The organism is Paenibacillus sp. J31R109 (assembly GCF_059692055.1).
Genome location: NZ_JCAUAR010000009.1, coordinates 94,373 through 119,750, shown reverse-complemented (window position 1 = coordinate 119,750; position 25,378 = coordinate 94,373). Strand labels below are relative to the sequence as shown.

Annotated in this window: 18 protein-coding genes; 15 read left to right on the top strand and 3 right to left on the bottom strand. The window is 48.8% G+C overall.

Features of this window, described 5'->3' with window-relative positions:
* The 3 genes from AC58QT_RS21905 (at position 1) to AC58QT_RS21895 (ending at position 6,503) form a co-directional block, all read left to right on the top strand.
* Complete coding sequence (locus tag AC58QT_RS21905; protein ID WP_497410901.1) at positions 1–984, top strand: ABC transporter permease; 984 nt, start codon at positions 1–3, stop codon at positions 982–984.
* 287 nt (positions 985–1,271) lie between these two features.
* The gene (locus AC58QT_RS21900) at positions 1,272–3,299 is read left to right on the top strand and encodes a methyl-accepting chemotaxis protein (RefSeq protein ID WP_497410900.1); all 2,028 of its coding nucleotides are present in this window, start codon (positions 1,272–1,274) and stop codon (positions 3,297–3,299) included.
* A 132-nt stretch (positions 3,300–3,431) separates the two neighbouring features.
* Positions 3,432–6,503 carry a response regulator gene (locus AC58QT_RS21895; protein ID WP_497410899.1) on the top strand — a complete coding sequence of 1,024 codons (3,072 nt, stop codon included), beginning with the start codon at positions 3,432–3,434 and terminating at the stop codon, positions 6,501–6,503.
* A gap of 98 nt (positions 6,504–6,601) precedes the next feature.
* Here AC58QT_RS21895 and AC58QT_RS21890 read toward each other — a convergent pair whose 3' ends face one another.
* Positions 6,602–7,459, bottom strand: a complete 858-nt coding sequence (locus AC58QT_RS21890; RefSeq protein WP_497410898.1) for an AraC family transcriptional regulator — start codon at positions 7,457–7,459, stop codon at positions 6,602–6,604.
* Positions 7,460–7,658: 199 nt separating this feature from the next.
* Here AC58QT_RS21890 and AC58QT_RS21885 point away from each other — a divergent pair, with 199 nt between their 5' ends.
* The 6 genes from AC58QT_RS21885 to AC58QT_RS21860 all read left to right on the top strand — a co-directional run bounded on the left by AC58QT_RS21885 (position 7,659) and on the right by AC58QT_RS21860 (position 16,267).
* Positions 7,659–8,840 carry a galactokinase gene (locus tag AC58QT_RS21885; RefSeq protein WP_497410897.1) on the top strand — a complete coding sequence of 394 codons (1,182 nt, stop codon included), beginning with the start codon at positions 7,659–7,661 and terminating at the stop codon, positions 8,838–8,840.
* Positions 8,841–9,839 (top strand): UDP-glucose 4-epimerase GalE, encoded by a 999-nt coding sequence (galE, locus tag AC58QT_RS21880; RefSeq protein ID WP_497410896.1) that lies wholly within the window; start codon positions 8,841–8,843, stop codon positions 9,837–9,839.
* A gap of 249 nt (positions 9,840–10,088) precedes the next feature.
* The gene (locus AC58QT_RS21875; RefSeq protein ID WP_497410994.1) at positions 10,089–11,666 is read left to right on the top strand and encodes a UDP-glucose--hexose-1-phosphate uridylyltransferase; all 1,578 of its coding nucleotides are present in this window, start codon (positions 10,089–10,091) and stop codon (positions 11,664–11,666) included.
* A gap of 595 nt (positions 11,667–12,261) precedes the next feature.
* Complete coding sequence (locus AC58QT_RS21870) at positions 12,262–12,702, top strand: MarR family winged helix-turn-helix transcriptional regulator (RefSeq protein WP_497287198.1); 441 nt, start codon at positions 12,262–12,264, stop codon at positions 12,700–12,702.
* Positions 12,703–12,741: 39 nt separating this feature from the next.
* Complete coding sequence (locus AC58QT_RS21865; protein WP_497410895.1) at positions 12,742–14,505, top strand: ABC transporter ATP-binding protein; 1,764 nt, start codon at positions 12,742–12,744, stop codon at positions 14,503–14,505.
* Positions 14,498–16,267, top strand: coding sequence for an ABC transporter ATP-binding protein (locus AC58QT_RS21860; protein ID WP_497410894.1), 1,770 nt, complete (start codon positions 14,498–14,500; stop codon positions 16,265–16,267). The genes AC58QT_RS21865 and AC58QT_RS21860 overlap by 8 nt, the downstream gene beginning before the upstream one ends.
* Before the next feature lie 581 nt (positions 16,268–16,848).
* Here the strand turns inward: AC58QT_RS21860 and AC58QT_RS21855 are convergent.
* Positions 16,849–18,438, bottom strand: coding sequence for a histidine kinase N-terminal 7TM domain-containing diguanylate cyclase (locus tag AC58QT_RS21855; protein ID WP_497410893.1), 1,590 nt, complete (start codon positions 18,436–18,438; stop codon positions 16,849–16,851).
* Between the two features lie 194 nt (positions 18,439–18,632).
* Here AC58QT_RS21855 and AC58QT_RS21850 point away from each other — a divergent pair, with 194 nt between their 5' ends.
* From AC58QT_RS21850 to AC58QT_RS21830, 5 genes are all read left to right on the top strand, one after another.
* Entirely contained in the window at positions 18,633–19,622 is a 990-nt protein-coding gene (locus AC58QT_RS21850) for an acrylyl-CoA reductase family protein (RefSeq protein WP_497410892.1), read from the top strand.
* 57 nt (positions 19,623–19,679) lie between these two features.
* Positions 19,680–20,537 (top strand): carbon-nitrogen hydrolase family protein, encoded by an 858-nt coding sequence (locus AC58QT_RS21845; protein WP_497410891.1) that lies wholly within the window; start codon positions 19,680–19,682, stop codon positions 20,535–20,537.
* Positions 20,538–20,541: 4 nt separating this feature from the next.
* Positions 20,542–21,216: a GNAT family N-acetyltransferase gene (locus AC58QT_RS21840; RefSeq protein WP_497410890.1), complete on the top strand. Its 675-nt coding sequence runs from the start codon at positions 20,542–20,544 to the stop codon at positions 21,214–21,216.
* A 15-nt stretch (positions 21,217–21,231) separates the two neighbouring features.
* Positions 21,232–21,903, top strand: a complete 672-nt coding sequence (locus AC58QT_RS21835) for a GNAT family N-acetyltransferase (protein ID WP_497410889.1) — start codon at positions 21,232–21,234, stop codon at positions 21,901–21,903.
* Positions 21,904–22,374: 471 nt separating this feature from the next.
* Positions 22,375–23,754: a hypothetical protein gene (locus AC58QT_RS21830; RefSeq protein ID WP_497410888.1), complete on the top strand. Its 1,380-nt coding sequence runs from the start codon at positions 22,375–22,377 to the stop codon at positions 23,752–23,754.
* Between the two features lie 119 nt (positions 23,755–23,873).
* Here AC58QT_RS21830 and AC58QT_RS21825 read toward each other — a convergent pair whose 3' ends face one another.
* Positions 23,874–24,323: an SRPBCC domain-containing protein gene (locus tag AC58QT_RS21825; protein WP_497410887.1), complete on the bottom strand. Its 450-nt coding sequence runs from the start codon at positions 24,321–24,323 to the stop codon at positions 23,874–23,876.
* A gap of 91 nt (positions 24,324–24,414) precedes the next feature.
* Between AC58QT_RS21825 and AC58QT_RS21820 the strand changes: the two genes are divergently transcribed.
* Entirely contained in the window at positions 24,415–25,236 is an 822-nt protein-coding gene (locus tag AC58QT_RS21820) for a DUF6597 domain-containing transcriptional factor (RefSeq protein ID WP_497410886.1), read from the top strand.
* Positions 25,237–25,378 lie beyond the last annotated feature (142 nt).

Below are 25,378 nucleotides of genomic sequence, written 5' to 3'. Positions count from 1 at the left end.
ATGGACCTGCTCAGTATGCTTAATGCGTTCTTCACGAAATTCAGTGAACTTATTAATACAACGCTGGTGTATTCCACAGCGCTTATCTTCGGAGCTTTGGGCGGTATTTACTCAGAGCGATCGGGTATCGTTAATATCGGTATCGAGGGTCTGATGGTTTCCGGTGCATTCGCGTCAGCGGTAGGCACTTACTATGCGGAAGAGGCGAACATGGGTATCTGGTCTCCCTGGATTGGACTCTTGTGTGCATTCCTATTCGCACTGATCTTCGCCTTAATCCATGCGGTTGCGACGATTTCGTTCAAAGCGAATCAAGTGATCAGCGGCGTGGTTATCAACTTCTTGGCAGCTGGCGTCACGTTGTACTTGGTGAAAGTATTGTTCGATGGTGCGGGTCAAACTGAAACCTTGAATGATGTATTCTCCAAATGGGAAATTCCGCTGCTATCCAAGATTCCATATGTCGGCTATGCATTCTTTACGGCGTATCCAACGACGTATATTGCGTTAATTCTAGTTTTCGTAACTTGGTATGTGTTGTTCAAAACGCCATTCGGTCTGCGCCTACGAGCTGTTGGTGAGCATCCGAGTGCCGCTGATACTGTTGGGATTAAAGTGAAACGCATCCGTTATTTCGCTGTTTTGATCAGTGGTCTTCTAGCGGGACTTGGCGGAGCAACGATTACCTTAACGACTACAAGCGCGTTCTCGCATAACACGATCTCGGGTCAAGGCTTTATTGCCATGGCGGCGATGATTTTCGGCAAATGGCATCCATTTGGCGCGCTGGGCGCCGCGGTATTCTTCGGAATGGCGCAAGCGCTCAACAATTTTATGCGATTGTTCGATTTCTCCAAAGACATTCCGCAGGAATTCCTTTACATGTTGCCTTACGTACTAACAATCCTTGTATTGGCGGGGGCCGTGGGCCGTGCGAAAGCACCGTCAGCACTTGGTGAGCCGTACGATCCGGGTAAGAGATAGATCGATGAATTAAAGAGCACCATCATGGGAGTGATCCTGTGGTGGTGTTTTTTTGTCTATAAGAGCAGGTTGATGAGCAGTTCTCTCTTGAACACTTGAACATCACCCCGCCTACCCGAATGCTTGCCCCGCCAACCTCCGCCCCACGAACCCCACCCCTGCTGGCAGATCTGCTAATGTCGCTTTTTGAAGGAAAATGTCGAAATGAGTCTGAATTTCTTAAATAGTCAGTATTTGGTGTAAACAAATAGAAAAAAGCAACTAGCATGTAGGAGGAGTAAGAGAAAATGAAAATGCAAAAAGGAATGAATGTAAAAGAGTGGATAAAGTCTCTCTCTTTTACTTCGTTCAGAACAAGAATGACGATTTTGTTTCTAGTTATCGCGTTGGTACCGATGTTATTTAGTACCGTCTTTTCATCCTACTATTTGAAGAGTGTGGTGAAAGATGAAGTTCACTCCAAGGAAGAGAGTATCCTGAAGGCAAATGTGACGGCTATCGACTATTCAATTGAGCGTCAAATCGCTATTCTGAAAGAAATGATGAAATATGAAGAGATTAAGAGTGGGAATGAAAAGGAAATTGTAAAAATTCTACTCAAATTCGAACAAGCTAACAAAGATGTCGAACAATACGTTTATGTGAACAAAGATGAAATCGCGCTGACCTCGGCCGGACAGAAAATTCCTGTATCCGATCGTGATTACATCAAACAAGCTAAAGAAACGAAAAAGCCGGTGAGCACGGATCTCATCGTCAGTAAGGCAACAGGGAATAACATCGTAGTTCTATTTGTCCCGATGCTGGATGATAAGCAGAATTTCATTGGAGGGATGTTCACACCTCTGACTACAGGGAACCTGAATGTGTACACCAATACGATACAAATTGGAGCTACAGGGTACGGCTACTTAATGTCGCCGAGTGGTGGACTTTTAACCTATCCGGGTAAAGAGCATGCAGGAAAAAACATTGCAGATGTGCTTCCAAAGTCGGAAGTAGCGAAATTGCAAGAAACGGTGTTGAAAGAAAAGAGTGGAACCTTTAGCTTCAAAGGTGATGATGGCATTGCCCGAGGAATCAGCTTCGATACGATCCCATCCACAGGTTGGCGCTTGGTCACCAATGTGGTAGATTCCGAAGTCTATGGTGCGGTAAAAACGGCGAAGGAAGTATCCATTTGGCTGGGTGTGATCACAACGATTGTTGTAGCTGCCATTGCCTTGCTAGTCTCTACAGCGACCACGAAACCGATTCTAGCGATTACAGAAGCTGTGAAGAAGATGGCACAAGGTGATCTGACGCCACGTCTGACAATCAAACGCAGTGATGAACTAGGCCAACTTGGCACGAATATGAATCAGATGCTAGACTCGTTCTCGGAGATCGTAGGCAAAGCCAGTTTAACCGCGGAGCAACTAGGCGCCTCTTCGGAAGAGCTAACCGCTGCAGCAGCAGAGTCGGTCGGTATTTCCAATCGTATCGTAGAGTCGATGCAAGAGGTGTTCAATGCGAGTGAAGGTCAACTGATGGGGGCCGAGCAAACGTCGATCGCGATGGGCGAAATGGCAGTAGGCGTTCAGCGGATTGCGGAATCTTCGGCGGTTGTGACAGAAGCTTCGCATACATCCATGATGGAAGTACAGCAAGGGCGCGTTGCCATTCATCAGGCTGTTGAACAAATGAAGTTCATTAATGACTCCGTTGGCAAATCGGCAGAAGATATGAGAGTGCTTGAAGCCTATTCGCAAAAAATTGGAGAAATCGTCTCGGTCATCACCGAGATTGCCAATCAAACGCAGCTCTTATCGCTGAATGCGTCGATCGAGGCCGCTCGTGCCGGAGAGCAGGGGCGCGGCTTTGCCGTCGTTGCAAATGAAGTGAAGAAGCTCGCTGAGCAGTCATCCTCGTCGGCGAAAGATATTTCAGAGCTGATTCGCGAAGTCCAATCATCGACAACGCGAGCGGTACAAGCGATGAACAGTGGTGTGAAGGATGTAGAGAAAGGATCCGAGTTGATTGATGAAGCGGGTCAAGTCTTTAATCGTGTGACCGTTGCGTTCCAAGAAATCTCGGACCAAATCCAAGAGGTGTCTGCAGCTTCGCAGGAAATGTCGGCTGGAACCGAAGAAGTATCCGCATCCATGAGTGAAATTGTCTCGATGACGAAAGCTTCCCACGAGCATGGTCAAGGCATCTCGCAAGGCTCCGAGAAACAGCTGGCGGCTATGGAAGAAATATCTGCTTCTGCAGAAGATTTAAGTCATATGGCGCAGGAATTGCAAGAATCACTTTCGCGGTTTAAAACGCGCTAATCGTATACCTTTTGAACAGTAATAGGTAATGAATGTTAGGTAATTAGAGGGTCAATCAGGAAATTCTGATTGGCCTTTTTCAACTAGAAAGGAGATCATTATGCTATAATCGGTGATGAGGGGTGAATATTGATGAAAGCGGTTACGTGGATAAGGTCGATATGGACTTTTATCATCATCATTGCTGTGCTAATAGCCGTTATAGGAACGAACTTCTATCAGATGTTTGCTCTGAAGGGGACGATTGATCATGTTAAGACGAATTGGATGCCGAGTATTGCGAGAATTGTAGAGATGCAGGACATCATCACACAGGAAAGAATTCTTTTGCATAAGTTGTTGCTTGAAACCGACAAAGATGTACTCCTCACGGTGATTACCTCCTATATGGAAGCCAAGAGACAGTTTGATGAGAAATATCTTAACTATAGTTCTTTCATTAATTCTGAGGATGAGAGACGAATTTACAAGGAAGTCGGTGATAAGGCCTTAGACTATTTGCAAAAAGGTCAACTTATCATCGATGCCGTTCAATCTGGTGATTTTGCCAGGGGAAAAAGCTTGTTGGACAAGCTTACACCGAATAGAGAGCAAGCAGATGCCAGTTTGCAGCAGTGGATCACGTATAATTTGACGGGAACACAGCGGGATGTAGATCGAACCTCGAATCAGCGCGAATTGGTTCTTTGGATGGCGAGTATTTTTACACTGGTAGCAATTGCGATCGGGATGGCTCTTTCGTTGCAGACACGAGAGGTGCGAAGGAAAGGCGAGCAGAGGCTGATGAAAGAGAAAGAGAAAGCCCAAAGCTATCTCGATCTCGTCGATGTCATGATTGTGGTGCTGGACCGAGACTGCAAGATTGAACTGTTGAATAGAAAAGGCTGCGCCATGTTGGGCTATGAAGAAGCTGATATCATTGGTAAGAATTGGTTTGAGATTTGTGTACCCAAGCATCAATGGGAAGAGCGGAAGCGATATTATCAAAGCATCATGGACGGTGTACCGGCGCGGGATTACTACGAGTTAGCGATCACCATTAGCTCAGGAGAAGAGCGTCTTCTTGGATGGAATAATAACTTGATTTGGAAAGAGACTGGTGAAATTGGCGGTGTGATACTTGCGGGTGTGGATATTACGGAACGCAAGCAAGCCGAAGAGACGCTGAATCAGTACAAAGAGCATCTTGAAGTATTGGTGGAGGAACGTACATCCGAACTGGAAAGCAAGAATCTCTTGCTCGCAGATGCCAAAGAATCCGCTGAATCTGCTAATCGTGCGAAGAGTGAATTCCTTGCTAATATGAGTCATGAAATTCGAACACCGATGAACGCGATTATCGGACTGAATTATTTATTGCAGCAAACAGATTTAACAGAGAGGCAGAAGGATTACGTCGAAAAGACGGTGCTTTCGGCCAAAAGCTTGCTGACGATCATCAGCGATATTCTTGATTTCTCGAAAATTGAGGCGAAGAAGATTGTGCTCGAGCGCATTGATTTTGATTTATATGAAATTATGAGCAATATTTCGAATATTATCGGATTTTCGTTGTATGAGAAAGGGTTAAAGCTTCACTTCTCCATTCATCATGAAGTACCTCAAGTCTTGAACGGCGATCCGTTCCGGTTGAATCAAGTCCTGCTCAATTTGGTGAATAACGCTTTGAAATTTACAGATGAAGGCGAAATCGCCATTTCGGTAGGCGTTGCATCACAAGATGCTAGCGGAGTTTCACTGCGATTTGAAGTAAGGGATACAGGAATTGGGATGACACCCGCGCAGCAAGCGTTATTGTTCCATGGCTTCACACAAGCCGACATGTCAACAACTCGTAAATACGGGGGGACAGGCCTCGGGCTAGTCATCAGCAAGAGTATCGTAGAGTTAATGCAAGGGGAGATCCATGTAGAGAGCAAGTTGGGAAGAGGAAGCTCCTTCATTTTTACGGTGAAATTCGATGTGGGTTCAGAGCACTTATTCAGCGCTCCAATAGCCTCATATTTGAAGTTCCTGCGTGTTCTTCTCATCTGTGATGACCAGGAGATGCGTCTTGTGCTGAAGAATCAGCTGGAGCAGTTCCAATTTATCGTCAATGACGTGGATTCGGCTCAAAGTGCGATTGAGCGAATCAGCACCAATGGTCGCTATGATTTAGTTATCATCGATTGGAAGCTTCAAGATGAGAAAGCGCACGCCTTGGCGGAGCGAATAAAACTTGAGTACGCGACACCTGTCCAAGTCATCGTACTTATTAGTTCCTATCATGAGTCCGAGCTTCAACTGAAGTCACAGTCGACATCAGTGAAAAAGGTCCTCTATTATCCAATGAGCCAATCACAGCTGTATAACCAAATTACGAACCTATTCCAAGAGCAAATGCAGATAAAGTCCGCATCGCCACAACGTGAGAATGAAAGCAAAAAACTGCATATCCTCCGGAACACGGAGGTTTTGTTAGTAGAAGATAATGAAATTAATCAGCAAGTAGCGCAGGCAATCCTTCAGGAAATGGATATTCATGTAGATCTAGCAGAGAATGGCGTCGAAGCATTGAAACGGACGGCGACGAAGCAATACGACGCTATATTAATGGATTTGCAGATGCCTTTGATGGATGGTTTTGAGGCAACGAGAAATATTCGAGATTACGATCAAGAGACACCGATTATCGCGATGACGGCTGACGCCATGCAAGGTATCAAAGAGCAGGTCATGGCAGCCGGTATGGATGCCTATATTTCGAAGCCATTTGAACCTATTCAATTGTTCAGTGTTTTACAGCGAATGATTCAGAGCTCGCGCGGAAAAAGTTATGCTGAAGTCGCAGCGGCGAAGCAAATCGAGGAGATGCCTGCCTTGAACGCGGCGGAGGCCCTGCAGCGCCTGGGACAAAATAGCAACCTCTACGAGCGGATATTGCATAAGTTTGTTGCGAACCACGCGAACGCGATAGAGGGGATTCGAGAAGCGATTACAAAAGAAGACTTTCCTGAAGCGTTGATGCTTGCTCATACGTTGAAAGGCGTGGCTTCTAACATCGGAGCAACTCCGCTCAGCCATACGGCGGATGAGCTTCAGACCAACATTCATCAAGGTTCTGTTGGCGTGTTGGAGGGACTTATGGTAACGGCAGAGGGTAGGCTGTACCAGGTTAATCAGGCCATTGAAACCTATTTGGCAGCGAAAGCTCTCGACAAATAACGAACTAGACTAACGCTAACTTCACAAACAGCGGTGACCAAGGATGAGCAAATAAAGTCCTTAGTTACCGCTGTTTTTGTTGCGTTTATCTTCCTGAATTAGAGTGATTTGATATGATTTCGATACTCGCTCGGCGAGACCCCGTACCAACGCTTAAACTGCTTAGAGAAGTATAAGGGATCATAGAATCCGACGGAAGCAGCGATCTGCTCGATCGTGAGCTCCAGCCGTTCTCGCAGCAGCAAACGCGCTTTATCCACACGCAGTTTGAGCAAAAACGTGACAGGCGTCACTTGGGTATGTTTTTTGAACATGCGCGATAAATACGCACGATTATAACCCAAACTTTCGGCGAGCATTTCAATCGTGATGGGTTCCGCATATTGGGTGGACAAATAGTGAATCGCTTGCTGTACGATGCGGTCGCTTTCATCTTCTGTGATGAGTCCTGCAATCGTGGGGGCAGATAGAGCTTCGCAGTATTCACCGAGCAATAAGCTGAGGTATCCGGTAGCCTTGAGCTGCGCGTTGCTTTTCTTGGATTTGAGCGCCTGCTGAATCTGACGATAAAGCACAGGCATATGCCGGTTGCGCGAGATATGGATGATCGGGTTGGCAGGCGTGAGGCCCGCCTCACTGACGAGCTTCGCTGCTTGGGTGCCCGTAAAGGCGATCCAGCAATAATGCCAAGGGTCGAGCTCATCCGAGACGTAGCTAATGAGTTGCTCTGGTTCAATGACAAAGCTGTCGCCAGCGCCAATGGCATACTCTTCGCCATGTGAGGAGAATACACCGCGACCCGATATGACATAATGAATTAAGTGGTAGTCATAAACTTTCGGTCCTAGTCGATGTTCAGGCTTAGTCTGACTTTCCCCTGCAAATAAAACCGTAAAGTCACTGTTCCCAGCTGGTAAAGGGTTCGATACAACGTAATAGCTATAGTTCCTATCCATCTCGTATCCACATCTCCGTTCGTGTCTTTCGTTCCTTTCACTGTACCATAAAATCCACATAAAACGGAATTTGTAAATCACATTTTTCCATGTGGAAATAACATGCCTCCATAGCCAATCACCGGCGTATCTTTTATACTTAAACTATGAGAAAGCTCAATTAACACTTTTACCAATACCTTTAAAGGCGGTGCCACACATGGCAGATTTGCAAGCTCTAAAAGACACGTTTATTGAAATTTACGGAGAAACAGCCCCGAAAATATCAGCATTTCACGCTCCAGGTCGCGTGAATTTGATCGGCGAGCATACGGATTATAACGGTGGTTATGTTTTCCCGGCAGCTTTGACGTTCGGAACGACCTTGCTCATTCGTCCAAGACAAGATCGTGTAATCGGCTTTGCGTCTACCAACTTGGCACTTCGCAAACAAATTTCCATAGACGACTTGTCCTACAAAGAAGAGGATGATTGGATCAATTATCCGAAAGGAATCTTTGTTCACTTGGCGAAGGCAGGCTTTCCTGTGACACAAGGCTATGACCTTTTGTTCCACGGTGAAATTCCGAATGGTGCAGGTCTTTCCTCCTCGGCTTCCATCGAAGTTGTGACAGCTTTCAGCCTACTGACACTAGAGAAATATCCGGTGGATACAGTCAAAATCGCGCTGCTCGCACAAGAAACAGAAAACCAATTCGTTGGCGTAAATTGCGGCATCATGGACCAATTCGCTGTAGCGAATGGTAAGAAAGATAACGCGATCCTCTTGATGTGCGATACGCTCGAGTATCGTCATGTTCCTTTTCAAAGCGGCAGCTATAAGCTTGTGATCGGTAACACGAATAAACGTAGAGGTCTCGTCGACTCTGCTTACAATGAAAGAAGAAGTCAATGCGAGCAGGCCGTTACCTATTTGCAAAAGCAATTCCCAGACATCACGCTGCTTGGTCAACTGAACCTAGAGCAGTTTAACGAATATAAACACCTCATCCCAGACGAAACCGTTCGCCGCAGAGCGGAGCATGTTGTGGAAGAGATTGACCGCGTTTTGAAATCTATCGAAGTGCTTGAAAAGAACGATCTTGAATCCTTTGGCAAGCTGATGATCGGCTCTCACGATTCCCTTCGTGACCTGTATGAAGTAACGGGCTTGGAGTTGGATACCATGGTTGCAGCAGCGTTGAAAGTACCAGGTGTGCTTGGTGCACGGATGACGGGTGCAGGCTTCGGTGGTTGTACAGTTTCCTTGGTGCATGAAGATAGCGTTCAAACATTTATCGATCAAGTGGGCGCGGAATATACAGGAATTACAGGGCTTACACCAAGCTTCTACGTGTGTGACATTGGCAACGGTGTAGAGCAACTTGAGGAGGCGTTGTAAATGGCAATTCTAGTTACAGGTGGAGCGGGTTATATTGGATCGCATGCGGTAGCAGAGCTTCTGGCCAAAGGCGAGGAAGTTGTCATCGTCGATAACTTGCAGCAAGGTCACAAGGACGCGGTGCTTGGCGGCAAACTTTATGTTGGCGATCTACGCGACAGCGAGTTCATGGATACGGTTTTTACTGAAAATAAGATTGATGCCATCATTCACTTTGCAGCGAATTCACTTGTTGGTGAGAGCATGACCAATCCGGCAAAATACTACCATAATAACGTGTATGGAACCCTTTGTTTACTTGAAAAAATGACGCAATACGGCGTGAAACGCATCGTATTCTCCTCGACAGCTGCTACGTATGGCGAGCCTGAGAATATCCCGATCCTTGAAAGCGATCGTACCTTGCCGACCAATACGTATGGCGAGACGAAGCTGGCGATGGAAAAAATGATGAAATGGTTCGATACTGCGCATGGTATCAAATATGTATCATTAAGGTACTTCAATGCAGCTGGCGCGCATGCAGGCGGCAAAATCGGTGAAGACCACAGCCCGGAAACGCATCTGATTCCGATTATTTTGCAAGTAGCGTTGGGTCAACGCGCGCATATCTCGATCTTCGGTGAAGATTACGCAACCGAAGACGGAACTTGTGTCCGCGACTACATCCACGTCAGCGATCTAGCGAGCGCGCATGTGCTTGCGGTAGAGAAGCTGCGCAGTGGTGCGGACAGCAACATCTACAACCTTGGCAACGGCACAGGGTTCTCCGTGAAACAAGTGATCGATATCGCACGCAAAGTCACAGGCCATGCGATCCCTGCGGTTGTTGAGCCTCGTAGAGCGGGCGACCCAGCAACGCTAATCGCATCGTCAGAGCGTGCAAGAGCGGAGCTTGGCTGGAAGCCAGCTTTGGATTCTTTGGAAGCGATCATCGAGAGTGCGTGGAACTGGCACCAGAAGCACCCGAAGGGGTATGCAGCGGAAGTTAAGGCTTAATTTGGGAAACTGAACTCAAGCCCCCAAATTCCTGCAAAAGTGCAGTTTTTCCGGAGATTTGACTTGCCTATGTAGAAATTGATGCAAAAGTGCATGCATTTGGCGAGAAATGAAGCGATTCGCGCGAATATGGCTCGAAAAGATGTATTTTTGCAGCTATTCTTTCTAATTGTGCATTTTGCAGGTAAAAAGGATGTACATTTGCAGGCTTTTGGTTGAGGCTTTCTTATAAGTAAGGGGAGTGGCATGATGGAACGTACACAACAAACACCGCAAACTGCGGCTTTAACGATAGAAAGACTTTTGCAATTCGCTACCCAGAATGGGTTGATTGAACAGCTGGATGTGTATACCTCGCGCAATGCTTTGTTGGATTTGTTCGGACTATCAGAGCCTTTCCAAGGGGAAGTACCGGCGGAGCAATTGAACAGTCCGGTTGGCTTGCTGGAAGAGCTGCTAGATGCTGCTTGGGAAGCGGGACTTCTGGAAGAGAATACGACAACTTACCGTGACTTGCTGGATGCGCGCATTATGGGTCTCATGATGCCACGTCCTTCCGAAGTCGTGCGCCAATTCTGGACGCTAGCCAAAACGCAGAATGTGGAGGCGGCAACGGCCTACTTTTATAAGCAATCTATCGACTCGAACTACATTCGGATGGATCGCATTGCGAAGAATGCTTACTGGCTCGCGGAGACGGCTTACGGCGATTTGGAAATTACGATCAACCTGTCCAAGCCGGAGAAGGATCCGAAGGAAATTGCGCTGCTCAAAACGCTGCCACAAAGCAGCTACCCCCTATGTCTACTCTGTGTAGACAATCTGGGTTATGCAGGCCGTGTGAATCACCCGGCTCGACAGAATCTGCGCGTCATTCCGCTTGAGCTAGATAGCGAGAAATGGTACCTGCAGTATTCACCTTACGTGTATTATAACGAGCACAGCATCATCTTCCATGAGAAGCATATTCCGATGAAAACAACGGCAAATACATTCTACCGTTTGCTGGATTTCATTGAGCAATTCCCGCACTATTTCATCGGGTCTAATGCTGATTTGCCTATTGTTGGTGGTTCCATTTTGAACCACGATCATTTCCAAGGCGGACGTCACAAGTTCCCGATGGAGAAGGCACCAAGTGAGAAAGCATTCTCACATGCGGATTTTGAAGGCGTCAAGGCTGCGATTGTGAAGTGGCCGATGTCCGTGCTCCGCCTGAGCGGGCACAACAAGCAGCAGCTGTACAAGCTGGCAAGCAAGTTGCTCGACGACTGGCGTGCCTATAGTGATGCGGAAGCGGAGGTCCTCGCGTTCAGCGAGAAGGACGGACAGCGGATCCCGCATAACACGATCACGCCGATCGCCCGCAACAATGCGCGGGGCGAGTACGAGCTTGACCTGGTGCTGCGGAACAACCGCACCAGCGCTGAGCATCCGGATGGGATTTTTCATCCGCATCAGCACTTGCACCACATCAAGAAGGAAAACATCGGCTTGATTGAGGTTATGGGGCTGGCGGTGCTGCCAGGCCGCCTGCAAGAAGAGCTGGCGGACATCGCCAAGCTCTTGACCGGCGAAGCCGAGCTCAGCCGCGAGGCGCTTAGCGATACCGGGCATCCGCTGCACAAGCATGCGGATTGGATCGCGGCGCTGCTCGCGAAGCATGGTGCGTCGCTGACGGTCGACGCGGCGAATGCGGTGCTGCAGACGGAGGTCGGCAGCAAGTTCATGGACGTCCTGCTTGACGCAGGCGTCTTCAAAAGAGACGACGCCGGGCAAGCGGCGTTCGGACGGTTTTTGGCTGCGGTGGGCTTCGCGCAGCAGTAGAATAGTGCGAGATCCCTGGTCGGTGGACCAGGGATTTTTTTGTTGCGCGCGATGCGAGGTGGTCGCGTGGGTCTATGGTTGCTCCCAGTAGTGAGGGAACAACTGGAAAAACTACAGTTAATTCCGAAAAAAGTGGACAGAATTGAAGATTAACTGGAAAAGATACAGCTAATCTCACTGATTTCAACCACTTGGCGTAGGATGAACGAAATTACATGTAGAAAATCCATCTAAACCAAAATTTACAGGGTTAAGGGAGAATTTAGATGGAGATTTTCCATCTAAGTGGTTGTTGAGCAGCACCGCAGCACGAAGGCCCCGCGACAGAACCAAGCCGGTTACTCCCAAACAGATCCCACCAACAGACGCACCATGACACCAATTTCCCGCCACAGAACCAAACTAACTACTCCAGGTCCGCCTCACCAGCTACATTAAACCAAGCACCCTCTTTACACATTTCCTCCCAGCCCCCAATCATCCCACCCATCTATCACTATCTCCTCACACATGCACATGATAAATACCGTATTGACAGGACGAGTCATGCTACCTAAAATATTAATTAGCCGACTAACTAAAAGGAGAGATTCCATTGTCGCGTCACCATAATCCAGAATCGCTTACCCATTTGATGTCGCATTTGCTAAAAATGCATCGACATACGATCGATCAAATCATTCATCCCTATGATGTTTACCCGGGTCAGCCCCCTTTGCTGCTTGCTTTGTCTGTAGAAGACGGACTGAGCCATAGTGAGCTTGCGGCTCGCATCCACAATAAGCGCGCCACTTTGTCCGTGATGGTGGACCGTATGGAGAAGACAGGCCTTGTCGAGCGCCGCCCTGACGAGAATGATCAACGGGTTACACGCGTCTACCTGACCGAGAAGGGGAAGGAAGTCACCGTGCATGTCAAAGAAGCGATAAAGACGGCGGATGAGATGATCTTTTCGCATTTTTTACCGGAGGAAGTGTTGTTGTTTCGCCGTCTTCTGCTTCAAATGAAAGATAATCTCCGTCCCAAAGAGGAGTAAATTAGTTAGCTGACAAACAAAAAGAAAGGATCTCATACCATGTGGAAATTACGATCGTTTGTTAAACCGTATTGGTTCATAACGCTCCTTGCTCCTTTATTGATGGTGATGGAGGTATGCATGGATTTATCGCAGCCTCGTCTCATGGCGACCATCGTGAATCACGGAGTTGCCGATGGCAATCTAGCGCTGGTATGGACGACAGGCTTACATATGCTAGGCGTTGCATTTGTTGGTCTTGTGGGTGGAGCGGGTTGTACATTTTTCGCAGTGAGAGCTTCCCAGAACTTTGGCGCCGACCTGCGGTTAAGCGTATTCGAGAAGGTCCAGTCCTTATCGTTCCGTCAGTTGGATACCTTTTCGACGGGCTCGTTGATTACTCGTTTGACTAGCGATGTGATGCAAATGCTGAATATCCTGCAAATCCTACTGCGCCAATTCGTACGCGAAGCCTCACTGCTTATTGGCAGTGTCATTATGGCTGTGGTCATTTCACCACGACTATCCTTGATTCTACTAGCTGTCGTACCGATTCAATTCCTCATCCTATATCTATTGATGAAACGATCTACACCGCTGTTTCGCCAGATGCAGACCAAGATCGACCGCGTGAATACGGTTATGCAAGAGAGCACGACAGGTATCCGGGTAATCAAAGCTTTCGTACGTGCTGCCTTCGAGCGGACGCGTTTTGGCAAAGCGAACACGGACCTGCTGAATGCCAGCCTTAGCTCAGCTCGTGCATTGGCTACAAGCGGGCCGCTGATGACGTTGATTTTGAACGTGAGCATTGTAGCTGTTCTCTGGTTTGGCGGCGCTCAAACGTGGAGCGGGTCGATGGCTATTGGTGATTTAGCGGCATTCATTATCTATATTAGCCAAGTGTTGTTTTCGCTGGTGTCTATCAGCAACACGTTGATGAACATTTCCCGTGCACAAGTTTCAGCCGAACGCATTCGGGAAGTGCTCGAGACGAAGATGGATCCGAATGAGTCTGCTCAGAATAAAACGCTAGTAACTCAGCTAGAAGCCCCTTCGCCAACTACAGTAGGGTGTGAATTAGAATTTGATCGGGTTTCTTTCGTCTATGAAACGGCTCCTGATCAGCCAATTCTCAAGGATATTTCGTTCAAAGCTCTCCCTGGCCAAACGATTGGCATTCTAGGTGCAACAGGGTCCGGCAAATCCACACTCGTTAGCTTGATTCCTCGACTTTACGAGGCGTCCAGCGGGCATATTCGTCTCAATGGGGTGGATGTGAAAGATCTCCCAGCAGAGCAGCTGCGCAGTCAGATTGGGATTGTGCTGCAGCAGTCTATTTTGTTTAGCGGTACGATTCGCGATAACATTCTCTTCGGCAAGCCGGAAGCATCGGATGCAGAGATGGAGGCCGTCGCCAAAGCAGCTGAAGCGGACAGCTTTATCCGCAAGCTGCCAGAGGGTTATGAAGCCAAGCTAGGACAGCGAGGCGTCAATCTCTCTGGAGGTCAAAAGCAGCGAATCGCGATAGCGAGGGCTTTGCTTTTGCGCTCGCCGTTGCTTGTGCTGGATGACAGCACTAGCGCCATTGATCTTGGGACGGAGAAGCGTATCCAACGTTCCTTGCAAGAGTTGATGGCAGGCAGCACGCGCATCATTATCGCACAGCGCGTTTCTTCGGTCCTACAGGCCGATCAGATTCTCGTCTTGGAAGAGGGGGGCATCGCAGCGCGCGGAACACATGAGGAGCTACTGGCAACAAGCGCGCTGTACCAAGATATTTACCACTCCCAGCAAGGGAAGGAGGCTGCCCTGCATGGCTAATAAGCCGAAACCACGTGCCAAAAATATCGGAGCCACCCTTCTGCGTATGTGGGGTTACCTCCGACTGCAACGTGCTGGGCTGCTTACTGTTGCGATCTTGACAGTTCTCGGCAGCGGCCTAGCGCTAGTCGGGCCTTATTTAATAGGCAGGGCCATTGACGATTACATTATCCCTCGAGACAAGAATGGGCTGTTAGGGCTTTGCCTCCTATTGCTCAGTTGTTATGTCATCAGCGGGGCTGCATCATGGATCCAATCCTATCTGATTTCTGGGGTTTCCCAGCGGACCGTCTGGCAAATGAGGCAGGATCTTTTTCGCCACTTGCACAAGCTGCCAATTAGCTACTTTGATAAAACTTCCCACGGGGAACTCATGAGCCGTACGACCAATGATGTCGATAACGTAGCGACCACGCTCAGTCAAAATTTAACGCAAATTATGGCTAGTATCATTATGATTGTTGGATCTTTGATCATGATGTTGATATTGAATATATGGCTTACGCTGATTGCATTAATTACGGTTCCGATCGTTCTTTTGACAACGAAGCAAATCACGAAGCATACACAGCGCTTATTCAAAGAGCAGCAGCAGCGACTAGGTGAACTGAATGGATTAATTGAGGAGACGATTTCGGGGCAAAAGGTTGTAAAAACATTCCGTCGCGAAGCCGCAGCCGTCGATCAACTCGCTGTGATCAACAAGCAGCTCCGCGCTGCTGGTACCGGTGCTCAGCAACTCTCGGGCATGATGGGGCCGAGCATGAATATGATAAATCATTTTAGCTTCATCCTACTGGCTGCTATTGGGGGTTGGATGGTGCTGAAGGGATGGACGATGGTTGGTGTCATCATTAGCTTCCTGAACTATTCGAAACAATTCAGCCGTCCGATCAACGACCTCGCTAATCAATATAATATGATTCAGTCGGGTATTGCGGGGGCGGAGCGTGTTTTTGAAGTGATGGATAATGAGACGGAATACGATTCAAATGAGGGGGCTTCACAGCTAAAAGATGTCAAAGGTGAAGTTGTTTTTCAGAACGTTTCCTTCGCTTACACCGATGATGTGCCTACGCTTCAAGAAGTTTCCTTTACCGCGGAGCCCGGGGATCTGATCGCATTAGTAGGGCCCACGGGTGCTGGGAAGACGACGATCATCAATCTGTTGACTCGTTTCTATGAGATAAATGAGGGACGTATTACGATAGATGGGCTGGATATTCGCGATATGCAAAAAGACAGTCTACGCAGCCAGCTTGGCATCGTGCTGCAAGATGTGTACCTTTTCTCGGATACAATCCGAGAAAATATCCGGTTCGGCCGCTTAGACGCGACGGACGAAGAAGTGGAAGCCGCCGCGAAGCTGGCCAATGCGGACGGGTTCATTCGCAAGCTGCCGAGCGGCTATGACGCCAAGTTGACCGCCGGGGGCGGCAACTTGAGTCAAGGCCAGAGGCAGCTGCTGACGATCGCGAGGGCGATACTCGCCGACCCCGCGATTCTTGTGCTCGACGAGGCGACGAGCTCCGTCGACACGCGTACCGAGCTGCACATTCAGCAGGCGATGGGTGTGTTGATGAAAGGGCGAACGAGCTTCGTGATCGCCCACCGGCTCAGCACGATCCGCGAAGCGAGTGCCATACTGGTCATCCACGGCGGCGAGATCGTGGAGCGCGGTACACACGAGGAGCTACTAGCTCGTCGCGGGCATTATTATGATTTGTATGCCAACCAATTCAGCCAGGCTAGTTCGCTTTGACGGAAGGGCGTGTCCTTCCGTAGCTAAGCAGAAAGGGAGTTCCCGTTATGGGAACTCCCTTTTCCTACAGCTAATTCCCGCCATTTCCGCTGAAATGCCCCGCTCTGTCGGAATTAACTGTAGTTTTGAGACTGTCGATTAACTGTTTATCCTGAATATCCTATAAACATTTGAAATTTAGAGAAACAACCGGGAACTTCTGCAACTCGAGATAACTTATCGCTTCCATGACATAGAGATGAACCTCGTTTGCAAAATAGCGTTATGAAAACATCTTATTTATTAGTTTAGTAGAGAATACGGGAGAATAACGTTGTAGAATAGCGTTATTTCACTCTAAATGGATAAATTCCACTCCATTTGGTCGAAATAGCGTTATTTCGTAATGCTATATTTTCACAGAACATGTACATGTAGCAAATAACGTTATGCCACACCTTTATTTGAAATCGCATGTGACCATACCTTTGTAAGGAGAGGCAACTTCCTCTGAAACTAACAATTTTTATAAAAATTCACTAAGTTGCATGTTTATTAAGCCTCGATTCATTAATCGACAGTCTCGTTTTTCCAGTTAATGCTTACCTCGAGGTGGTGACGAATGATTCTACAGTTCCGTCAAATGCACAAACCTGATTCCGCCCAGCCCGTTTCGCCTGATACAAAGCCATGTCGGCATGCTTCAGCAGTGCCTCCATCGTAGCGTTGCGAGGGCTCGCTTGCGATAATCCGAAGCTCGCTGTCACAGTAATTGCGCGCGAGCTCCCTTGCATCGGTTCATCTGCGAGCTGTGCACGAATTCGTTCGGCAACCTGGGCTCCACGTTCTTGCGAGCAGGAAGGTAAGGCGATGACAAACTCTTCACCGCCATAACGGGCAATAAGTACGCCAGGGACTTCGGCCTCAACTCGCTTCGCAATCGCTACCACATGCTGAATGGCCATATCACCGACGTCGTGACCATAGGTGTCATTGATGTTTTTAAAATGATCTATGTCGAAAAGCAGGATACATGTCGATCTCTCGCTGAGTTGATCTTTTTCCAACACAACCTTACTGCGGCGGATAAACTCCGTGCGATTTAACAGCTTCGTCAAACCGTCGTAGTAGGCAAGCTGCTTTAATTGATCTTGGAGCAGCTTTTGCTCGGTGACATCAATTAGCATTAGCAGACTCCCAATCGACTCTGAACTGCTTCCAAGGACAACCGAGGAACGGGTTTGATAGAAGAATTCGTTGCCACTCGCATCACGCCAAACAAACTCTTCTTGGGTGCCATCTTGCGTTCGCTCCACGGGAAATGGCGTCCCTGACAGCTGAATCCAGGCATCATCCAGTGTTAATCCAAGCATGTCCGTCGTTAAGCCTGGGAACATCGAACTAATCGCGCCATTGATGTCAACAAGCCGATCGGCGGAATCCAGCACGACAGCACCCTCACGCATACTTTCAAAAATACGATCCTTCGCTATCGGAATAACCGTCAACATTCTAGTAGACACCATTGACCAGATGTACATGGCAGAAGTGATACAAAGAATCATGGGCACAGGGTCAATGCCATACGGTGTTAGTCCCATCAGGTAAACGAACGCACCTGTCATTGGCAGGAACTGCCCCATAATTAAAGTCGCTAGCTGCAACCGGTAAGACTTCTTGGTTTGACGCCATCTGCGCAAGAGCAGTACGACCGCTGCCAGCATGCATCCGAATATATAAGCCCCGTGAATTATATAATATTGTCCGATGACAACATCCGTCGTAGGAAAGGGAGCATTTTCGCGGAAATAGATATCTTTATAAAAGAAATGATGATAATCATTGGTAATCACCATAATGAAGGTAATGGCAGGAATGAGAAGGAGTGCCATTACTTTTCTGCGTGTCAGCTTCAAACCGATATATTGCATAACAATGAGCAAACCAATGGCAGGTGCAGCTCCGATGCCAACATACTCAAAAATCGTCCATATTTTTACCTCAGTTATGCTATCGCTGGCCATTTCAAATGCGTGAGCAAAAATATAAATAGCCTGCGTAGCTGTATAGATGACGAACGTATAGGCGCCGGGTATTTCTTTGCGTTTGATAAAGGTATACATACACAAAAAGGTTGTAAAAACGCCCGAGGTTGCGACGATTGAAATGAACATGGTTAGCGTTGGATCCATGGTTCGCACTCCATTATTTGTAGGATTATTGGATAATTTGTCGTTTTAATGGTAACACATCCGCCATTGCGGTCATAGGGAGTTGACATGTAAATCCGATTGCGTCTGTATGCAGTGAGAATGGCATGGCGTTACAAAATTTAGTAAACTAATAGAATCAAGTGAAGTCATAGCAAGAGGTAGGAGGAGCGGACATGGATAGCTTTAACGCATTGATCGTTGAGCGAACACAGGATCAGTTTTCTTTAAAAATGAAAGAGATCCGCATCGAGGAACTGCCCGCTGGGGACGTTACGATCCGCGTCGCCTACTCCGGGATTAATTATAAAGATGCACTGGCCTGCAGCCCGACCGGACGAGTGATTCGCCAATACCCGATGGTACCGGGCATTGATTTGGCTGGCACCGTTGTGGCCTCGTCTGATCCCCGCTACCGCGAGGGGGATGAGGTGCTCGTGACCAGCTACGAGCTGGGCACAGGGCATTTCGGCGGATTCAGCGCGTATGCGCGCGTTCCCGCCGATTGGGTCGTGCCAATCCCGCAAGGACTGACGCGTCGCGAAGCGATGATTCTCGGCACGGCGGGATTGACAGCAGCCCTGTCCATTCATCGAATGGAGCAGAATGGGCTGCGCAAGGAGCAGGGACCCGTGCTCGTGCGCGGGGCAACGGGTGGTGTGGGCAGCAGCAGCGTCTCGATGCTCGCCGCCCTCGGCTACGAAGTGGAGGCGAGCACAGGGAAGTCCGCTGATCACGCGTATTTGCTTGAGCTCGGTGCAACGCGCATACTCTCGCGCGAGGAGCTCTCGCCGCCCGAAAGCAAGCCTATCGGCAAGGAGTATTGGGCCGGCGCAGTTGATCCAGTCGGAGGCGCATCGCTCTCCTATGTGCTCAGTCGGATGAAATACGGCGCATCCGTGGCGTTGAGTGGATTGACGGGAGGCGCAGATGTTGCGGCGACTGTGTATCCTTTTATCCTGCGGGGTGTGAATGTACTTGGCATTGATTCCGTCTACTGTCCATCAGAAGTGCGGAAGACGCTCTGGGAGCGGATGGCAGCGGAGCTGAAGCCCCGGCTGCTGGAGCAGACGGTGTATAAGGAAGTCAGGCTCGATGGGGTCGCGGACGCTGCGCAGCTTGTGTTGGAAGGCAAGGTAAGAGGCAGGGTGCTGGTTCGGTTATAAGCGAAAGATCCGGTGACATGTCTGTATAAGCATTTAAGGGATAAGGAGGATTGTGCAGTGAAAATGCGGGTATCAGCCGTTCAATATCATTTACATACCATTAGCAATTTCGAAGAGTTCGCCGCACAGGTGGAGCATTACGTGAAGGTGGCGCAGGAGTTTGAGGCGGATTTTGTGCTTTTTCCAGAGTTGTTCACGACACAGCTGATGTCAATTGGAGATGACAATGGCAAAGCATTGCCAATCGAGGCACTGCCCTCTTTTACAGAGGCTTATCGTGACTTATTTCAGGGACTTGCTCAGCAAACGGGCATGCATGTAATTGGTGGCACGCACATTACGGCTGAGGGGGACAAGCTGTTCAATACAGCGTTCCTGTTCTATCCAGATGGTCGTATTGGCGAGCAGAAAAAGCTGCACATTACCCCAACAGAAGTGAAAGAATGGGGGATGGGCGCTGGGGATACGCTGCAGGTTTTTGATACGGATAAAGGCAGAATTGCAATTCTGGTTTGTTATGATGTGGAGTTCCCAGAAATCGTACGGATGGCTAGAGCTCGTGGGGCAGATGTCCTATTCGCTCCTTCGTGCACGGATGATCGGCATGGGTTCCATCGAGTTCGGTATACGTGTCATGCCCGGACGATTGAGAATCAGATCTATGTGGTGACCACGGGAACTGTTGGTGCCTTACCTACGGTTGATTTCATGAGAGCGAACTTCGGGCAAGCCGCAGTCATTACGCCAAATGATGTGCCGTTCCCGCCTAAAGGCATTCTTGTCGAAGGGGAGATCAACGGTGATATGGTTGTCACTGCTGATCTTGACCTCTCGTTGTTGACGCTCGTTCGAGAAAAAGGCTCCGTCACCACCTGGCGCGATCGCCGCACTGATTTATACACGGATTGGTCATGAGACGATGAGGAAACAACTTTATGTGTTTGATGGCGACACGCCTATTGAGGCGGTCATACGCACGTACGGTGTAGCTGACTTTGATGCCTTGATTCGCGTTCAGCAGCTGAGTTTTCCGCCACCTTTCCCCTCGGAGCTTTGGTGGACTAAGGAGCAACTAACGGAGCATGTGACTCGGTTTCCCGAGGGTGCGCTGTGCGTGGAGGTGGCGGGTCAGGTCGTGGGATCGATCACTGGCTTGCGGGTAGATAGTGAACAGATGGCTGGGGCAGTTGATCATAGCTGGTCGGCGATCACGGATGAGGGCTTTATCCGCACACACTGTCCCGAGGGTGACACGCTCTACATTGTGGATGTGTGTATCATGCCGGCGTATCGTAAGTTTGGACTTGGCAAATGGCTTATGCAGTCCATGTTTGAAGTTGTCGTGCAGCTAGGGCTGGCTCGTTTACTTGGAGGCGGGCGGATGCCTGGCTACCACAAGGTAGCGGAGACGATGAGTGCCGACGACTATGTGGCGGCTGTCATGGCGGGGACGATGAAGGACCCGGTGATCACCTTTTTGCTACGATGCGGCCGGACGCCAGTGGGTGTGGTTGCGAATTATTTGGAGGATGAGGAATCGCTAAATCATGCGTTGCTGATGGAGTGGCGGAACCCTTTTACATATTACAAATAGGAGTGAGTTGACCTTATGGAATTCATACGTATAACGAGTATTGAGGATCCGTTGTTTCGATCGATGCACGATTTGATGAAAGAGGTATTTCCACCGGAGGAAGTGCTTGAATATTCGCTGTGGAGGGAGCCTCTTGAAGATCCAGGGATTCGCGTGTTTGTGGCCGTCCATGAAGGCAAGGTAGTCGGCACGACAGAGTATCGCTATTATGAGGATGACCAAGTAGCGATGACGGACTTCACGATTATTGGCCAGGCGGGTCTGGGGATCGGGCGGTTTCTTGCGAGAAAACGGTGGCAGGATTTGGAACGTTTGGCTTCGGAGTCAGGTAAACCGATGAAAGGGATGTTCGCTGAAATTTACGACCCGTACCGGGTTGAGGGGCACGCTTTCGGTGGTGTAAAGCCGATGGATCCTTACGTTCGACGTGAGGTGCTGTCGCACCTTGGTTATAAGCGGATTGACTTTACATATGTGCATCCATCTTGGGAGAACAATGGAGAAGCTGTTGAGGAGCTGGATCTTTGTTTCCTACCAACCGACGAAGAGGTAGCTGAGATTCCTGCAGCGCTGGTGGCGAAGTTCCTGAGACGGTATTATGCAGTGTTAGCGAACAAGCCGCAAGCTTGGGAAGCGATGGTTGACGGATTGGAAGGGAAAGAGACGTTGGCGCTGTTGCCTTTGTAATAGGTTTATCAAGAAAAAGAATGAGACTTTTTAGTCTGATTCTTTTTTTTGTTTTTTGTTTATATGGTACGTTGGGATAATGGCCGAAGGAGTGCAGCTTTTCTTTTTGCCTGTAATGACACTTGTCTATTCCAAGAAATGCTTGCCCTCATACTTTATTTATGGAGGTGACAACCGTAGAGTATGCCCAGCGTAGAAAAAAAGAAGTCTCTGGAACACCGAGTTCCTCAGAAAAATAAAGGGACGAGACAGCCCAAATCATTCCTTCCTAAAAAAGATCTTGTGAAAAGTAAGCCAGTCTACTTTCTCTACCCAAGGAAAAAGAAAAAGAGGACTGCAAGGTGCAAGTTATGCCATGAGTTTTCATGCAAATGCAAAAACAGGAATAAGGGTTGTAAGAGGGGGCCGCGAGGTTTTCAAGGGCCTCCTGGCAGGATAGGCGATCCGGGTGTGCCAGGAGTGATGGGAGCCATGGGTGCTACAGGATTGGCGGGATCGACCGGAGCAGCAGGCCCGACAGGGGCCACGGGGGCAGCAGGTGCGACGGGGTCTGGAGTATCAGGTGCGACTGGAGCCACCGGAGCAGCGGGAGTAGCTGGACCGATGGGAGCCACGGGGTCGGCAGGAGCAGTGGGTCCGACAGGGGCCGCGGGGGCAGCGGGTGCGACCGGAGCTGGAGTGACAGGAGCCACAGGGTCTACCGGAGCAGCGGGTCCGACAGGGTCTACGGGAGCTACGGGTGCGACCGGAGTTGGAGTGACAGGAGCGACTGGGTCTACAGGAGTAGCAGGCCCGGCAGGGGCCACGGGAGCTACAGGTGCGACCGGAGCTGGAGTGACAGGAGCGACTGGGTCTACCGGAACAGCGGGTCCAGCAGGGGCAACGGGAGCTACGGGTGCGACCGGAGCTGGAGTGACAGGAGCGACGGGGTCTACAGGAGCAGCGGGTCCGACAGGGTCTACGGGAGCTACGGGTGCGACCGGAGCTGGAGTGACAGGAGCGACGGGGTCTACCGGAGCAGCGGGTCCGACAGGGTCTACGGGAGCTACAGGTGCGACCGGAGCTGGAGTGACAGGAGCGACGGGATCTACCGGAGCTGCGGGTCCAACAGGAGCCACAGGCGCCAAAGGCACTACAGGAGCAACGGGAGCGACAGGATATACAGGTGCTGTAGGAGCAACTGGAGCCACAGGAGCAACGGGGGCAACAGGTACCAAAGGCACTACAGGAGCAACGGGAGCGACAGGATATACAGGTGCTGTAGGAGCAACAGGAGCCACAGGAGCAACGGGCGCAACAGGTGCCAAAGGCACTACAGGAGCAACGGGCTCTATGGGAGCCACAGGGGTAGCTGGAAGTGGCTCATCATTCATTGAAACTTTTAAGATTGGCGACATCAATGTACAGATTCCTTTTAATGCTAGCGGAGGGAATAATCAAGCTATTGGGGCACTTGCTTATGTAGGGCAACCAACAACAATTACGAAGCTTGCAGCTTATATGACGCAAACAGGTTCTAGCGGTAATTTTCAAATGGCAATCTTGCAAGCGAACTCAGCATCCCAAGCAATGGTCATTGGTGTGACGACGGTAACAACTTCTGTAACAGCGGGCCTGATCATTTTACCATTAACTTCCACTGTTGTACTTTCGAATACGATGGTTTATTATCTTGCAGTTTTTAACCAAATGAATGGATCAAACATCGGTGGCCGAAGTACGGGAGTCTCAGGAATATCACCAGCCCAAATCAATTTTAGAGCTCAAAACCTATCGGGCTTTACAGTGGGTCAACTCATAAACACAAGCGATTCAATCCTTTTATCACCCTGGGTTGCTGGGATCATATAGCCCAAAAAAATAAGGTGTTTCCTGAACGGGACAGGAGACACCTTGTTTTATTTGCCAATACGATTGACTTCATATTATACACATCCTGTATAATATTACGCATCCGTTAATTGTGCAGTCTACCAACCGAAATCTAGCGTTTTCCCCGTTTCTGCGAGGGTCTTGATGTTGCTTAGAATCATCCACCAACTGGCTTTCGTGGTTTCAAAGCTAGGGTGGTTAGGCGTCCATTGATCATTGACGAGTGTCAATTTTGTGCAACTGCCTACGGTTTCTAAGCTAATCGTCATACGAGATTCAAAATCAGCATGGTTCTCCCGATAGGAAGGACCAGCATGCTCGGTGCAACTGAGAAGTTTCTCGGGCTCATAGGCCAAAATTTTGCCGTACACGTGCACCGTTTCCTCGCCATCTTGACCGGGGCCAATATAGGAGTAGTCGGAGCCGATTTCAAAGGTGGAATGCAGCACGCTGCCGAATAAAATTTGTCGAGTTCCCTCTGGTGTTATGAGTATATCCCAGATTTCCTTCGTACTTGCGCCAATATAAAATTCATATCTCAGTTCCATAAGCCATACACTCCTTCGCATCTATGATCCTACCTATCATATGGCATACGTATTCCCATGTATTGTAAAAACGCGACAAGGAGTGTTTGATATGCCTACAAATACGAATCCCAATTCCCCCATGCCTAGTTTGGGGATTATTAATTTTCAACAAGGCGGACACAAATTTCAGCTTTGTCGCTATGCTCCGGCAGAGGATGTGGCCTATTTCGTTCGTCATTATTGGGTTGTGAAGTGGGACTTGGCAGGTGAAGACCCGTATACACAGCATGTTATTCCTAACCCTTGCGTGAACTTAGTTGTAGAACAGGGGAAAACGGCCATTTACGGTCCTGGAAAAGAGAAGTATGGACATCGTCTAGAAGGGCAGGGAAGTGTGTTTGGCGTGAAATTTAAACCAGGCGGCTTTTACCCTTTCGTTCAAGAAAACGTCTCTAGTATGTTGAATAATGCACTGTGTATTGGTGATGTTTTCGACACTGACCCGCGTGTCTTGGAAGAAAAAGTATTCAGTCACAGTGATGATGAACGGAATGTTAGTCTGGTTGAAAATATGATTCGCTCCAAGCTGCCTGCCCAGGATGAGCAAGTGATAGTAGTTAATCAAATTGTAGATTATGTGTATGAACAGCCTGAGATTACCAAGGTTGACGCTATTTGTGAGCATTTTCGAATGAACATTCGCACCTTGCAGCGCCTTTTCGACCAGTATGTGGGAGTCAGCCCCAAGTGGGTAATCAAAATCGCTCGTATCCAAAGCGCAGCTGAGACCACCGATGGTAATGATACGCATAATTGGGCCAAGCTGTCGATGGATCTCGGATATCATGATCAATCGCATTTTATTAAGGATTTTAAATCCATACTCGGTCAAACACCGGAGGAATACGCACTAAGGAAGCAGGCCAAGTGATAATGGCGACTCAGACCCACTCATGCCCAGGAAAATAACTGGAAAACCGAGACTGTCGATTAATGAATCGAGGCTTAATAAACATGTAACTTAGTGAATTCTTATAAAAATTGTCGGTTTCAGAGGAGGTTGTCTCTCCTTG

Bases quoted from the DNA above. Each gene is read 5' to 3' on its own strand.
- AC58QT_RS21835 (WP_497410889.1), top strand. From the start codon at position 21,232: ATGGAATTCATACGTATAACGAGTATTGAGGATCCGTTGTTTCGATCG.
- AC58QT_RS21825 (WP_497410887.1), bottom strand. From the start codon at position 24,323: ATGGAACTGAGATATGAATTTTATATTGGCGCAAGTACGAAGGAAATC.
- AC58QT_RS21905 (WP_497410901.1), top strand. From the start codon at position 1: ATGGACCTGCTCAGTATGCTTAATGCGTTCTTCACGAAATTCAGTGAA.
- AC58QT_RS21840 (WP_497410890.1), top strand. From the start codon at position 20,542: ATGAGGAAACAACTTTATGTGTTTGATGGCGACACGCCTATTGAGGCG.
- AC58QT_RS21830 (WP_497410888.1), top strand. From the start codon at position 22,375: ATGGGTGCTACAGGATTGGCGGGATCGACCGGAGCAGCAGGCCCGACA.
- AC58QT_RS21865 (WP_497410895.1), top strand. From the start codon at position 12,742: ATGTGGAAATTACGATCGTTTGTTAAACCGTATTGGTTCATAACGCTC.
- AC58QT_RS21820 (WP_497410886.1), top strand. From the start codon at position 24,415: ATGCCTACAAATACGAATCCCAATTCCCCCATGCCTAGTTTGGGGATT.
- AC58QT_RS21890 (WP_497410898.1), bottom strand. From the start codon at position 7,459: ATGGATAGGAACTATAGCTATTACGTTGTATCGAACCCTTTACCAGCT.
- AC58QT_RS21885 (WP_497410897.1), top strand. From the start codon at position 7,659: ATGGCAGATTTGCAAGCTCTAAAAGACACGTTTATTGAAATTTACGGA.
- AC58QT_RS21900 (WP_497410900.1), top strand. From the start codon at position 1,272: ATGAAAATGCAAAAAGGAATGAATGTAAAAGAGTGGATAAAGTCTCTC.
- AC58QT_RS21895 (WP_497410899.1), top strand. From the start codon at position 3,432: ATGAAAGCGGTTACGTGGATAAGGTCGATATGGACTTTTATCATCATC.
- AC58QT_RS21875 (WP_497410994.1), top strand. From the start codon at position 10,089: ATGGAACGTACACAACAAACACCGCAAACTGCGGCTTTAACGATAGAA.
- AC58QT_RS21850 (WP_497410892.1), top strand. From the start codon at position 18,633: ATGGATAGCTTTAACGCATTGATCGTTGAGCGAACACAGGATCAGTTT.
- AC58QT_RS21855 (WP_497410893.1), bottom strand. From the start codon at position 18,438: ATGGATCCAACGCTAACCATGTTCATTTCAATCGTCGCAACCTCGGGC.
- galE (WP_497410896.1), top strand. From the start codon at position 8,841: ATGGCAATTCTAGTTACAGGTGGAGCGGGTTATATTGGATCGCATGCG.
- AC58QT_RS21860 (WP_497410894.1), top strand. From the start codon at position 14,498: ATGGCTAATAAGCCGAAACCACGTGCCAAAAATATCGGAGCCACCCTT.